This is a genomic window from Streptomyces sp. NPDC033270 (assembly GCF_055576575.1).
In genome coordinates this window covers 94,813-108,788 of the sequence record NZ_JBVIRA010000003.1, presented here as the reverse complement: position 1 = coordinate 108,788, position 13,976 = coordinate 94,813, and the positions used below count along the sequence as shown (strand labels likewise).

Annotated in this window: 6 protein-coding genes and 5 pseudogenes; 4 read left to right on the top strand and 7 right to left on the bottom strand. The window is 68.0% G+C overall.

Features of this window, described 5'->3' with window-relative positions:
• Nucleotides 1-464 precede the first annotated feature (464 nt).
• A pseudogene (locus ACZ5XZ_RS06650) lies at nt 465-1,057 on the top strand (IS30 family transposase); the annotation flags it as partial.
• Between the two features lie 57 nt (nt 1,058-1,114).
• Here the strand turns inward: ACZ5XZ_RS06650 and ACZ5XZ_RS06645 are convergent.
• From ACZ5XZ_RS06645 to ACZ5XZ_RS06625, 5 genes and pseudogenes are all read right to left on the bottom strand, one after another.
• Nucleotides 1,115-1,714 (bottom strand): hypothetical protein, encoded by a 600-nt coding sequence (locus tag ACZ5XZ_RS06645; protein WP_468974988.1) that lies wholly within the window; start codon nt 1,712-1,714, stop codon nt 1,115-1,117.
• A 385-nt stretch (nt 1,715-2,099) separates the two neighbouring features.
• Nucleotides 2,100-2,306, bottom strand: a pseudogene (locus tag ACZ5XZ_RS06640) (IS701 family transposase); the annotation flags it as partial.
• A 307-nt stretch (nt 2,307-2,613) separates the two neighbouring features.
• Nucleotides 2,614-3,927: a bifunctional folylpolyglutamate synthase/dihydrofolate synthase gene (locus ACZ5XZ_RS06635; protein ID WP_468974987.1), complete on the bottom strand. Its 1,314-nt coding sequence runs from the start codon at nt 3,925-3,927 to the stop codon at nt 2,614-2,616.
• A gap of 138 nt (nt 3,928-4,065) precedes the next feature.
• Nucleotides 4,066-4,932, bottom strand: a complete 867-nt coding sequence (locus ACZ5XZ_RS06630) for a TIGR03620 family F420-dependent LLM class oxidoreductase (protein ID WP_468974986.1) — start codon at nt 4,930-4,932, stop codon at nt 4,066-4,068.
• Nucleotides 4,933-4,944: 12 nt separating this feature from the next.
• A complete protein-coding gene (locus ACZ5XZ_RS06625) occupies nt 4,945-5,694 on the bottom strand; it encodes a nucleotidyltransferase family protein (protein ID WP_468974985.1) in 750 nt (249 codons plus the stop codon).
• 742 nt (nt 5,695-6,436) lie between these two features.
• Here ACZ5XZ_RS06625 and ACZ5XZ_RS06620 point away from each other — a divergent pair.
• The 3 genes and pseudogenes from ACZ5XZ_RS06620 (at nt 6,437) to ACZ5XZ_RS06610 (ending at nt 10,670) form a co-directional block, all read left to right on the top strand.
• Nucleotides 6,437-7,483, top strand: a complete 1,047-nt coding sequence (locus ACZ5XZ_RS06620) for a glycine-rich domain-containing protein (RefSeq protein WP_468974984.1) — start codon at nt 6,437-6,439, stop codon at nt 7,481-7,483.
• A gap of 60 nt (nt 7,484-7,543) precedes the next feature.
• Nucleotides 7,544-8,390 (top strand): annotated as a pseudogene (locus tag ACZ5XZ_RS06615) (IS701 family transposase); the annotation flags it as partial.
• A 1,113-nt stretch (nt 8,391-9,503) separates the two neighbouring features.
• Nucleotides 9,504-10,670 (top strand): annotated as a pseudogene (locus ACZ5XZ_RS06610) (IS30 family transposase).
• Nucleotides 10,671-10,803: 133 nt separating this feature from the next.
• On the opposite strand, the pseudogene ACZ5XZ_RS06605 reads toward ACZ5XZ_RS06610, so the two are convergent.
• A pseudogene (locus tag ACZ5XZ_RS06605) lies at nt 10,804-11,547 on the bottom strand (transposase); the annotation flags it as partial.
• Between the two features lie 1,164 nt (nt 11,548-12,711).
• Nucleotides 12,712-13,929 (bottom strand): GTP-binding protein, encoded by a 1,218-nt coding sequence (locus ACZ5XZ_RS06600; protein ID WP_468974983.1) that lies wholly within the window; start codon nt 13,927-13,929, stop codon nt 12,712-12,714.
• Nucleotides 13,930-13,976: the final 47 nt, after the last annotated feature.

Sequence of the window (13,976 nt, the reverse complement as noted above, 5' to 3'; positions counted from 1 at the left end):
TGGTCGTGGACGAGGCGGCACGCCAGGCTGTGCGCGCCACCGTCGATACGGCCGCCCCCAGGGTGCGCAGGACGGTCAGGGCATTGCTGCGTCGCCCGCCCAGGACTGCGCGCGGGGCTTGTAGAAAACTCCATCGCCGCAGGTCAAGGGCGAGTGGCTCAAGGCTTGCACAACGGAGTGCTGACGGTCTGGGAACGCTGAGCCCATCGCCGCTGGTCAAGCGGGCGGATCCGGGGCTCGCGGGGCGGGCTTGAACAAGTCGGCGGCAGTTCAACGGTTCAGTACGTTGGCTGGCGCCAGAGTGCCTTCATGTGGCGTGGTGTCGAGCCTGGGTGCATGGCTCGGTTTCCCTCCTGTGCACAACGCATCCTTCTGGTCGCCTTGCTGTCCCATGACAGCAAGGCGGTTTTGTTGCACCGTCCTGCTGGCACGGGGGCTTGGTGGCCCGTGCGAGTCGCCGTACCCGATGCCTGCGAACCGGCCGCGCTATGCGCCGCCCGCATCGCCAGTCAGTGGCCCGCCGGCCCCGGTTCGTGCACCCCATGGTCATGATCAGCCAACGCCCGGCCGAAGTCGCCGACAGAGCCATCCCGGGCCCTGGGAGGGGGACGTGATCGTCGGTTCCAAATCCCGCTCAGCCATCGGCACCCTGGTCGAACGCAGCACCCGCTACCTGATGCTCGTCCACCTCCTCCACGGACACGCTGCCGCAAGCGTCCGCAAGGCGCTCGCGGAGGCCGTTCAGGCCCTCCCACCGCACCTGATGCGGTCTCTGACCTGGGATCAAGGCGTCGAGATGGCCTCCCATCACGCGTTCACCGTCGCCACTGGCATCCCGATCTACTTCTGCGACCCGGGCAGCCCCTGGCAGCGAGGCTCCAACGAAAACACCAACGGCCTGCTGCGGCAGTACTTCCCGAAGGGCACCGGCCTATCCCGGCATACCCGCGAGGACCTGGAGGCCGTCGCCGCCGAGCTCAACAGCCGCCCACGCAAAACGCTCGACTGGGAAACCCCAGCCGAGCATCTCGCTAAACTCCTGGCAACAGCCAGTTGATCACCTGTGTTGCAACGCCCCTGGAGTTCGCCATGCGAGTGGGGGCCTAGCGGTTGGTTAGTTGAAGGAGCAGGGGATTACGAAGCGGTCGTACGACCGCTTCACCTTGATCTCCTTGTCCAAGCCGTAGTAGGCGCCAACTTGGTGGTAGGACACGTCAAGGTGGCGGACGCCGCACTTGATGATCCCGATGCCCCGGCCCTCGTTGTTCCTGCGGGATTCCTGCTTCCACGTGACGCTTTGCCTGACAGAGCGGCCACCTTGGTACGGGCTGGCGTCCATGTTGACGGTGGCTCCTACGCTGGCGCTGTAGCCTTCAGTGGCGTTCCACCAGGCGCCGCCATGCCAGTAGGTGTTCCTGTCGGTTTCGATGACCACGGAGGATCGCCCTTCACGGTCGCTGACATCGATGCAGACACGGAAATCGGTGAAGGTGTAGCCGCCGCGGCCGTAGACCGACTCCCAGGGGGTGCAGTGCGTCCCGACTTCGGGGTGGGGGCCGTCGGCGGCAGCCGACGCGGGCGCGGGGGTGATGAGGACGGATATCGCCAGGGCGGCGGCTGCGGCAGTGGCGCCGGCAAGGCGCTTGATCTTGTTCAGGGTGACTCCTCCGTACGGCGATGACGCCGCCGCGCACCGTGGCGGCGGCATCGCCAATTCAAGGAGCAGAGGGGGCGTCAGGAAATTCCCCGACAGGGTGGTTTGAATTCGCCCGAGCCTGTTCTTCGCCAGTGTGGCCAGTTGACGTGCGTCTCCGCCTCGGTCTCCTCGCCGGCCGGCGGTAGCAGCTCGTCCAGCAGTGCGGCGGCGCTCTCGGCCTCCTCGCGCGGACCGATTCGGGCGCCGTCCTGTCCAGTTGCGGCCGCGACTGCCTGGTCGCCGTAGCTGAACGGCCGCCTGCACAAACGCTCGGCTGGGACCCCCGGCCGAGCGTCTGCATAAACTGCTCGCGACCTGACCAACACAGTCACGTGTTGCAATGACCTCTGGAATCCACCGTGTTCGTTGGAGTGGCAGCGGGGCGTGGCGACGATGTGTCCGATCAGTCGGCGGATCTCCGGGACGCTGAGGGGTATGAGGTCGTGCTCGTCGTCTTCGCTACCCCTTCTGCGGCTCGGGAGGCGGTGAGGTAGGCGAGGGCGGCCATCGCGAGGGTGATGTGCCGGTACCAGGCCCGGTAGAGACGGACTTGGTAGTGATCCAGGCCGCATTCACCCTTGACGATCTGGAACACACAGTCAGCCCAACGCTCAAGATGAAGTCCGGGACGGCTTCGTCTCGGCCACGTGGGAGACGGCGCCGATGTCCGGTCCCATCCCCCAGCCGGGCCCGTGGTCGGCGTATGGATGCCGAACGCAAAACCGGTGCGCGCCAAACTCACCACCGACAAACTCGCCGCACTCGCCACCCTATGACTGGACTGGGCCTCCGCGTGATGCGGTCCGTGGTGTGCTGGATGCCTGGGCGGGTGGGGGAGGCTGATGCTGGCTGCGGGTGTTTTACGCGTCAATCTTCCGGGCGTCGGGGCGACGCTGTCGAACCACTCACAGGAGCAGTCAGCCGGGTGGGAGCTGGAATAGTTCACGGACACGGCCGATCAGGAGGGGGGTTCCCAGAACGGTGACGAGGCCGCCGGCCCCGACAAGTTCGGTGGCGTGGCGGACGGCGTCAGCAGTCTCCTGCCGTACGTACAGTTCTCGGCGTGATGCCAGGGCGGTGCGCATCGTGGCCGGGGCCGCTTCGTTGGGATGTCCGACCCGGGTCAGTACCACCGGCCAGTCCGCCGGCAGTGGCTCAAGCATGGTTGCCACATTCTTGTACTGGAGGGTGCCGAAGACGAGGGCGGTGCGCTCAGCGGCGCGGGATTGCCGAAGGATTTCCGGGGCCACGGTGGCTGCACCCTGGTGGTTGGAGGCAACATCGAGCAGCAGGCGGCCGGTCCAGGAATCGAGGTGTGCCGGTGCCAGTAGTTCGAGGCGGCCGGGCCAGCGGGTCGCGGCAAGGCCGCTGCGCAGCGCCTCCTCGGAGATACCTCGGATCGTTCCTCGTTCGGTCAGCGCGTCGATGCCGGCCACGGCAAGAGCCAGATTGTGGTGCTGGTGTTCTCCGCGGAGCGGGCAGGTCAGGTCTCGGTGGACGGCATACGGGGTGGTCACTTCCAGCACGGGACGCCCGCCGTCGGCTGTGCATGGCCGGCAGTGGACTTCCTGGTGGAGGCGCCAGACGGTCACCCCCGTGTGGTGGCTGAGGACGTCTTCTACGGCCTGTGCCGCCTCCTCGGGCATCTCGCCGAGCACGACATGGTCGCCGTCCCGAACGATGCCTGCCTTGTTCCGTGCGATCTCGCCCAGGGTGTTTCCCAGCAAATGCTGGTGGTCCAGCCCCACTCCGGTGATGACCTTGACTCCGGTGTCGAAGCAGTTGACCGCGGTGCGTCGGCCGCCGATGTTCGCCTCCAAGACGGCCAAGTCCACTCCTGCGAGGGCGAAATGAACTGCGGCTGCGGCCGCATGTACCGCTCCTGCATTGGCCACAAGCCCGGTACTGCTGAGGACTTCAGCGACCTTTTGGAAGGCACGGTGACATGCGGTTGGAGAGACGGGCGCCCCGTTGATGCGGATGCGTTCGGTGACACGCTGGAGGTGCGGGCTGGGCATACTTCCGGTCCGCAGTCCGGCCGCAGCCAACGCTGAGACGGCGAACGCGCAGGTCGATCCCTTCCCATTCGTGCCGGTGACGGTCATACCCCGCAGGTTGCGTCCCGGGTCACCCAGGGCCTGGAGAAGCCGGGGCATCGCACTGGCGCCTGCCCCGTTGAACTGGTATCGACCGATGATCTCTTGACACGCCAGGTCTTCCTTGGTCGCCAACTGTGCCACCTCGCCACAAAATTGGTGTGTAGGAGAAATGCGCGGAGACCATCTCCTGCCTCACGCAGGGAGGATCCGCCGCAAGGACCACCACGAACGATGCCCGTACCCACCGCACTCCCGCAGCCGGCAACATCGTCAAATGATCGGAAGCAGTGAGGCCAGGTCGCGCCAAGCAGCGCGTGGGAAGGCTCGGGGGTGCTCGGTGACAACGTGGACGGCGACGTGGTCGGCACCGGCCCGCAGATGGCCGCTGACGTGGGCGGTAATGCGCTCGGTGTCCCCCCAGGCGACGAGCCTGTCGACGAGGCGGTCGCTGCCGCCGTGCTGGAGATCGGCCTCGGTGAAGACTGAGTCGAGCCAGGTTCGGGTGAGGTTGGGCAGTGCCAGATAGGGCGCGAGCACGGTGCGGGCCGCTGCCCGGGCCGCGATCGGGTCGGTGAGCGGGACCACGGTCTGCACCGGGGCCAGCAGCGGGCCCGTGCCCAGCAGCTCACGGGCCCGCGCGGTGTAGCGGGTGTCTACGAGATAAGGCTGGGTGCCGGCGGTCCGGGCGGCGGCCAGCCGTGTCATCCGCGGGCGGTGTGCGCCGATGAGCCGTGCGAAGGGCGGCGGTCCGGTGCCGATGGCGTCCAGCGCGTCGAGATAGCGGTGCATGGCGGTCAGCGGCTGCCGGTAGTTTTCGGCGAACGGGGCATGGCTCACCGCCAGGCCCGTGACCAGTCGGGCGCGGTCGGCGACGGGCAGTGCCCCGTAGGCTGCGGCGAGCCGGTCCGGGGTGTGTGTCCAGATGGAGAGGCAGGCGGTCGCTACCACCGTCCGTCTGGTCGCCGCCAGTACTTCTGCTGCCGCAGCGAGATTCGCCTGCGGATTGTCGCCGGGGGTGCCGCCCAGCCACAGCGTGCCGTAGCCGAGCGCCTCAAGCTCCGCCGCGGCCTCCCTCGCCTCGGCGCGGTCCCCGTGAGTGAGTCCCACACTCCATACACCGATCCGTCCGAGCAGCATGGCGATCCTCTTCTACGCGTCATCCGTAGCCGATGCGAGTTCGCGTTCAACGTCGTCCAGATCACGTGGTGTATTAATGGCCCGCCACGGGCCGTCCACCAGGTAGCCGATCAGCTGCCGTGCCTGTATCAGACGAGGGAGGGTGACCTCCTCGTGGTCGCCCTCCTCGGGCAGCAGTTCCACAACGCGCGGGTCGAAGACGTAGACGCCGCCGTTGACCCGTAACGGCGGTGGCACGTGTGAGACAAGCGCGGTTACTCGGCCCCGCTCGTCACAGTCGACGCTGCCTCTGGGCAGCCAAGGTCGGGGCAGGGCAACCGTTGCCAGCGCGGCGTGACGCCGGTGGTGAGCGAACATCCCGGCGAGCGAAAACCGCGTCCAGATGTCCCCGTAGACCGCCAGCCACGGCTCGTCGAGCCGGTCCAGGGCGGCGGATGCGAGCTTGAGTCCGCCGCCCCGGCCCAGGGGCCGTTCCTCGACCACCACGTCCGTCCGCAGCGGCAGCTGGTGGGAGGCGAGGTAGTCGCCGATCGCCGGCGCCAGGTGCCCCGTGGAGACGACGACCTGTTCCACGCCCGACTCGGCAAGCCAGTCGAGTTGGTGGCGCAGGATCGGAGTGCCGTGCACTTCGACCATTGTTTTCGGCCGGGTCCGCGTCAGTGGCCGCAACCGGCTGCCGAAGCCGCCGGCCAGGATGACCGCCTGACGCACTGTGCCAAGGCCGACATCCCCGCCGTCCACACAATCCGAGAGTCGCGACATGATCACGTAGCGTACGCCGCGCCTGTTCTTCCTGGAACACCAAGTCCCCGTGCCCCGATCCGGTCTTGCCATGCGCCCGAAGCCGGACCAGCCAATGCCTCGTCGTCCACACCACAACCTCTTCACCGGCAGCTACCGGCCGTGGCATGGGTCCCGTTCGTCATCGCCGGCATGGCCGTCGCCCGCCTCGACCTGACCTCCGCCACGGTCCGCATACGGATCGCCGTCTGCGGTCTCTCCCTAATACTGCAACCGGCGTGACGGGACTTCGTCTTGGCCGTTGGGCTGACTGTGTGATGAATTGTTGACGGTCGCGCAGATTGAGGGCGCGGTGGCAGCAGCTTCGGGGGCCTGCCGGAGCTGGTCGAGGCCGGGTCTCCCTGGCCGGGCGGCCGCGGCAGCGAGTGAGGGCGGTAGCCCGGCGCCCCTGCGCGCCAGATCGCCCACAGCTGGCCTGCATTGCCTGGCCACGATGCCGGGGGTCAGGGGTAGGACGTCACACGCATACGGCTCATGGCCTGCCTCCGCAGCTTCTATGACATGAACAGGCGCGTCGGACGACCGCCGCCGTGCCTCCGCCTTAAAGAAACCAACGTTTGCGCGAGCTGCGCGAACAGCGGCTGGATGCGGCGCCGTCGAACGTTGTTCTTGGGCGAGTGAATCCCCGGCCGCGGCCGGTTGGGCGCAGTGGTTGGAGGAAAGGGGGCGAAGTGGTCTGTTCTGCTGATGATCAGGGGGTTTCATGAGGTTGCTCTTTCCCGCGCGGTTGAGGTGCGCGGCGCTGGTGGTCGTGGCGACGACGGTGCCGCTGCTGGCGGTGCCGGGCTCGGCGTCGGCGTCATTGGCCCCGGTCGACCAGGCATTCACTACCCCTGGCCGGTACGAGTTCACCGTGCCGCAGGGTGTCACCAGCCTTCGCGTGACAGCCCTGGGCGCGGGCGGCGGGGGTGGAGGCGGGGGCGGCAACAACAACGGCCCCCTCAGTGGTGCCGGCGGCGGGGGTGGCAGCAGCGGGGGCGCGGTGTCGTGCACTGCCACGGTCGAGGGCGGAGAGAAGCTCACCATCGTCGTGGGCAAGGGGGGCGCGGGAGGCGAAGGCGGAACGGGCAAGTACCACAACGGCAACCCCGGCAAGGACGGGGGCGGCTCCGGTGTGGCGTCCATGGAGCGTGGGCGGCTTCTGGCCTTGGCGCGGCACGGGCTGCCAGGGTCGGGCGGTGAGGCGTCAGGATCCTGGCAAAGCGGTAACGGAGGAGCCGGCGGGGCAAGCAACCACACGCCCCCCGTCTGCCAGGGCACTGACAAGATCCCCAGAACAGGCGAGACCGGCACACGCGGTCACGATGGCTACCGCAACGCCCCGGGACGAGGCGGTGCGGGAGGCAACAACCAGACGTACCCCAAGCCCTGCCCCTTCGCGGGAGACGGAGGCGGCGGCGGCCGCGGAGCGGGCCTCTCCGGCGGAGGGAGCCCCTCCCAGGAGCCGTCCGAGCAGGGCCGCGACGGAAAACCTGGCTGCGTGGTGCTGACCTACACCCCCCTAAGATCCTGCGCGCGTACGGTCGTGAGGTCATCCACGGGGAGCCTCCTTGGCGTTCGGGTGCGGCTGGGACTGGAGGCGCTGGCGGGGGTCGATCTCCTCGAGGGTGAGCGGGTCCTCGGGCCGCTTCCATCGAGAGGTGGGGGCATGCCCCCTGGTGCTGTTCCCCGGACCCAGAACCCGAGGAGATCGAGGCCGAGCCCGACATCGCTGCCGAGTGGGCAGCAGCCCGGCGGCCATTACGGCTAAGTTTTGCGGCGTTCGATCGGAACGCCGCAAAACTTAGCCGTGTGTCTGGGTCAGGCCCCGATCGGGGACGACACCGGCTTCCTGAAGAAGGGCGTCAAATCGGCTGGCGTTCAGCGGCAGTACTCCGGAACGGTCGGCCGCACAGAAAATTGTCAGATCGGCACATTCCTGGCCTATGCCTCTGCGAAGGGCCCGGCGTTGATCGACCGGGAGCTGTATGTCCCCGTCTCCTGGACCAATGACCGCGAGCGGTGCAGGGGGGCCGGGATCGGCGACGAGGTGCCCTTCGCCACGAGATCGAGCACTTCAAGTGGATGCCGCAACGCGCCATCGACGCCCGTGTCCCCTTCGCCTGGATCACCGCGGATAAGGCATACGGCCAGGCCAAGCACATGCGGACCTGGCTGGAGGAACAGCACGTCGCGTACGTGCCGGCCACCAAAGTCAACGACACCGTGACCACCACCGACGGCACGGACGCCGAGGTACGTGACCTGGTCACCAGCCTGCCCCGGCAGGCATGGAAGCGGGTCTCCGCCGGTGCGGGCGCGCACGGCCACAGGTTCTACGACTGGGCCCGGATCGCGATCCGTCCGGTCGGGGAGAACAGCTTCGGGCACTGGGTCCTGGCCCGCCGCAGCATCAGCGACCCACCGAGATCGCCTACTACGTCTGCTACGGCCCCGTCACCTCCCGGTTGAAAGACCTGGTCAAGACCGCCGGCGCATGGTGGCAGGTGGAGGAATGCTTCCAGATCGCCAAGGGCGAATGCGGCCTGGCCCCCTACCAAGTCCGTCTCTACCGGGCCTGGTACCGGCACATCACTCTCGCGATGGCCGCCCTCGCCCACCTCACCGCCACCCGAGCCGCAGAAGCGCAAACGGGGCAGCGAAGACGAGGAATACGACCTCATACCCCTCAGCGTCCCGGAGATCCACCGACCGATCGGACACGTCGTCGCCACGCCCCGCTGCCACTCCAACGAACACCGTCTGCACTGGTCACACTTCCGACACCGCAGCCAAGCCCGAGCCCGCCGCTGCCACTACCAACGACGAGGCCCTACCCCCCACATGCGGTTGCAGTACTAACTGCCCCAGCGGGTGCGACGGCATTTCTCGCAAGCGGCGAAAACGCACGTCCCATATGGGCCGGCGCCCACGACCACATGACCGTGCACGGGCATTCCGTGTCAGCCACGAATGAACCGTAGACCCAACACTGACAACGGGGGTTGATAGAGCGAACCACCGGGCGGCCGAAGGCAGCTTCCAAGAAGTAATTGAGCAGGTGAGGCCGCTGATGCATCCTGATTCTGCGATGCTGCCGACCCCTCTAATCCAGCAGCCTTTCCGAACCAAGTTCCGAGTCTGCTCCGGATTCATTGACGTGCTCATTGATCTTCCACAGCTGCGACACGCGCAGGGCTGTCATCCGGTCACGTTCATTCGACGTCGGCGTTTATACCGAGGCTCGGCCATTCGCCCGCACGCCCAAGCAGTACGGCGCTCCCCCGTCTTTCCACCTCCGCGCCGAAGCGAACACGCGCTCGCGCGCTGCCTGGCAAACGTCTGCAGTCTCACGCCCCTTGCCCCCCGGGGCACCGCGACCGCGCAAGGAATTGGGGTCCAAGAATGCACAACCAGAACAATGCGACGGAGCATGCTCCCCGGCCTCGGGTACATCCGCACCCGTGAAGGCCACGGCCCTCGTCCTCCCCGTAACGTCCCCCACCCTCTGCTGCACTTCGCCCACCGCCCCCGCACCGTCTCCGCCGGCCTCCCCACGTCGTCGAGAACAGCGAGCCGGAGCACAGCAAGACCGCGTCGAACACCACGCACCAGGGCCATCCCCGAACACAGAAACCCCCGCCGGAGCCACTTGAGTTCAAGAGGTCGTTGCAACACCCCGCCTGTAGGGAGTTGCAGTGGACTTCGAGATCCGGGAGGACCGGAGGCCGCAGGGGCCCAGGAAGCTCTTGAAGGAGCGCGAGCTCTACCTTTCCCTTGTGGATCAAGGAATGAGTAACGCGCAGGCGAGCAGGATCGTGGGAGTGCACGAGCGGACCGGCCGGGAGTGGCGTTACGGACGGCCGAAGGGCCGGGTGAAGAGACCGCGGCCGCGGGCGAAGGATGCGCCTGCGGCCGCGGTCCGTGCCGTCAGAACGGCCAAGACGCGGTTGATCGAGGTCCGTGGCGACTCTCGTTATCTCGGCGAGGACGAGCGGATACACATTGCCGACCGGCTGCGGGGGAAGGCCGCCATCCGGACCATCGCGGCCGAACTGGGCCGCAGTCCGTCCACCATCAGCCGGGAGATCCGCCGCAACCGGCACCCCGTGAACGGCCGGTACCGGCCGCACGCCGCGCACGCCCGCGCACGGGCTCGACGGCCCCGCCCCAAAGGCGGGAAGATCGCGGCGTGTCTGCTGCTGCGTGACACCATCCAGTCGTGGTTGGGACTGAAGTGGAGTCCCGAGCAGATCAGCCGGAGCCTGCGGCTGCACTTCCCCGACCGGTCGGAGATGCACGTGTCGCACGAGACGATTTACCAGGCCCTCTACGTCCAGGGCCGGGGCGAGCTGCGCCGCGAACTCACCAAGGCCCTGCGGACCGGCCGCACCCTCCGCAAGCCTCAACGCCGTCCCGACCAGCGCGTTCCGCGCTATCCGGCACCGATGGTGATGATCAGCGACCGGCCGGCCGAGGACCGGGCCGTTCCCGGCCACTGGGAGGGAGACCTGATCATCGGCAAGAACAACGGCTCCGCGATCGGCACCCTCGTCGAGCGGACCACCCGCTACGTGATGCTGGTCCATCTGCCTGGCAACCGCGACACCATCACCGTCCGCGACGCGCTGATCGACACCGCCAGCGCCCTCCCGGCCCACCTGCGACGCTCCCTGACCTGGGACCAGGGCGCCGAGATGGGCCTGCACCACCAGTTCTCCATAGCCACGGGCGTGCCCGTCTACTTCTGCGACCCCTCCAGCCCCTGACAACGCGGCTCGAACGAGAACACGAACGGGCTGCTACGGCAGTACTTCCCCAAGGGCACCGACCTGTCCCGCCACAGCCGCGAACACCTCGACGCCGTCGCCGCCCAACTCAACGGCCGCCCACGCAAAACGCTCGGCTGGGAAACCCCAGCCGAGCGCCTCGCTAAGCTCCTCACAACAGCCGCATGACCAGCGGTGTTGCAACGACCCCTTGAATTCGCCGCCAGCCGACGGGGGTTCCTCACATCTCACAGCAACGACCCCTTGAATTCGCCGCCAGCCGACGGGGGTTCCTCACATCTCACAGCCCCTATAACGGGGGTCATGACTGCGTGGGCCTGACCAGGTGGAACACCTCGCGGGCGGCGTAGCGTTTGAGGCATCGGACGATTTCGCGTCGGGTTTTGCCCTCCTTGGTGCGGCGTTCGTAGTAGTCCTGGGTGCGTGGGTCGCAGCGTAGGCGGGTCTGCACGATCCGGTGGAGGGCGGCGTTGGCCTGCCGGTCGCCTCCGCGGTTGAGGCGACAGTACTGCCGACTGCCTGAGGAACGCTCGATGGGGCTGACCCCGCACAGCGCGGCGAAGGGCGCCTCACTGTGCAAACGTTCCGGATTGTCCCCCATCGTGATCAGCAGAGTGACGGCCGTGTCCGGCCCGATCCCCACCACAGCGAGCAGCTGCGGTGCGTGGCGTTCCGCGAGCAGAGCCAAGCGGCCTTCCAGGTCCTGGATCTGCTCGGAGAGCTGCCCGATTCGCTCGGCCAGCAGACGCAGGGTAATGCGGGTGGCCTGCAGCACCGGCTCTCCACTGTCCGCGTCATTCTTGCTGTCGTCAGCGAGCCGTGCGCAGGTACGAAACAGTTCCGCATTGCCCAGCCGGGCCAGTTCTTCCCGTAGGTCCGGGTCGGCGGCAACGAGGACGGCCTTGAGCTGGTTGATCGCCTGGGTGCGGGCCTTGACTGCCGAGCCCTTGGTGAGTTTGTACATCCGGGCGATCTGCACCGGTCCATCGCCTGACTTGGCCTGGGCCCGTGCCCGCCCGCTCAGCACCGCCCGGGCCGCGTTCTGCGGTGCGTGTCCACTCCAAGGACCACCTCCCCCGTCGGCCGGCGTCGGCGAGTACGCGGGGTTAAGGACCTATCTGTCACGTTCATTCACCTTCCGACCCGATGGCGCATCACGTAGCCGGCACCGGACCGCGCGGACGGTCAGAACTGTGACAACGCCTATTTGGTCGGCAGGCCCCTATCGAGACACACCCGGCCGGCCCGGTACCAGCAACGCACCATCCCCGGTCAGCGGTCGACACAGCGTGAGTAAGACACCGCGGTCAGAGTTCTCATGAGTCAGACCCCGGCCCGGGACAGCACCCACCAATCCTCCCCACACTCACAGCCCCCCGCCCAGGCCCGGCAGAGCATTGTCAGTCCCAGCTCGTGGAACACCCTGAATCTGACTCTGGCCGACCACAACGGATCGCGAAGGCCGACATCACGATCAGCCCTCAGGATTCACCAACGGCGCCAGCGAATGACAGTGCCTCGGCCCCGACCGCCAGACGGGGACCAGCGCGCTCCCACGGTCAGCCGCCTGCTGGGCGTGGCCGACGGAACCGGCGCACCCCGCGCCAAGCGTGGAAGGCGGCTCACACCTGGAGCGCTCCGGCAAGTGGACATCGCCCACCTCCAGGCACACCCCGACGAGTCATTCACTGCCACCCGAATCAGCCGCATCATTGAAATGCGGAGCGCGCCCGGCCCCACTCGCTCCACCCACGCCGCGACGCCCACCTCGTCTTCGCTCCCGATGAGAAGCGGGTACCAGCGCGATACCAGGCCGCCAAGAAGTCGTGCGGCAGGAGCGCAAGGGGATGCCGGTGGTCAGCGCACCACGCTGTCCTTCGCCGAAGGCACCGACTCTTGCAGCCGCCGAGCGCTCGGACAGCGCCGGACCCACATCCACAGGGCCAGCAGGAGGCAAGCCGCCAGGCAGCCGGCTCCAGCCCCGGCCAGGGTCCCGTTGTCACCAGTCACCGTAGTGCCGCCGGGATCGGCCACAGGGCTACAAAGATGCTGGCCAATCCACTACACCCACAGCATCGCCCCAAACCCGGTGCCAGTGGAAGCCGAAGAGCTGGCCGTCCGGACGGGGCAGGTGCTCGCCGCGGGCCGATGAGGGTCCGGCTCGGCGGTGCGGGCGTCTGCGCTCCTCCCGTCCCCGATGGTCCGACCGTCAACCGTCGGTCGGACCATCGGGGGCGGGGTCGCCGAGCAGCGGATCAGGGAGGTCTGCCCAGCTCTCGACGCCGCGCGACAGCTCTCGGTCGTCGAGCAGGGTGGCATCGAGGGTGCGTCGGAGCTCGTCCTGGTCCAGCTCGGTGCCGGTGAAGACGATCTCGTTGCGCCGCTCGCCGTAGTAGTCGTCCCAGAACCAGGAGGCCAGGGTCCGGCGTTGCGGCGACACGCCTCGCCACGCCGCTACGTTGTCCTGCTGCAACCAGTCGCCGGTCTCGCGCAGTTCCAGGTGACGACCCGCAGAGCGCCAGCCGACGACCGACTGGGGGCGGGTGGCCAGCCAGAGGTGCCCCCGGCTGCGTACGACTCCGGACATGATCCGCGGCAGGCTGTCCGCCAGCCGCTCGGCGTGGACGGGACGGCGGGAGCGCCACAATACGGACATCACGCCGTGGTCGACACCCTGCCGGCGCACCAGTGCGACTACGGGATCGAGACGCTCGACCGGGCCGGCCACGGCCCACCGCGGATCGGGCTTCACCAGAGTTCCGAGGGCGTCATCGCCGGACTCGGATACGGAGAGCACCTCCGCGGACGGATTGAGGTGGCCGAGCAGAGCCCGCGTCCCCTCCCGGGTGCCGTCGGTGAGGTCTCGTCCTGGGCTCAGCACCACGGTTCCAGCCGCCTCCACCTGGCGGGCGGCGGCTTCGGCGAGCGTGAGCGAAACGGCGTGGGCACCTGGGCCGTAGGACCGGACGGTCCTGTGCACGCATCGCAGGTCGCTGAGGAAGCGGTCGGGGTCCAGGACGACGGTCAGGGGCCCCAGGCCGTAGTGGTGCGCCGTTGGCGTGCGACCCAGCGGGGTCTGCCACAGAGCGGCGAGGAACAGAGCCGCATCCAGTTCGCCGGGGAGCGCGAGCAGGACGTGTGGGTGCGCCGTACGGCGGGCGATGGCCTCCAGGTCCTGACGGACTATCACGGCCGGGTCTCCTGTGGTCGCCCGGCAGAGGTCACCGCGCAGTTGCTGGTCGTGGCAGGAGACGGTGCGCTGGACGGACGGGTACCGCCCGTCCGGCGCACCGTCGACCGAGACGGAAAGCACCACGGCATCGGGAGCGACGCGACGGAGGAGGTCGACGGCGCGACCACGCGCCTCCGGGGTGTTGCCGCAGACCACGGTGAGCAGGCCCGGGGCCGGCCCTCCGCCGATGCTCACGCGCCCACCCCGGCGATCGCGGTCACGAGTGTGTGGGCGGCCCTGCG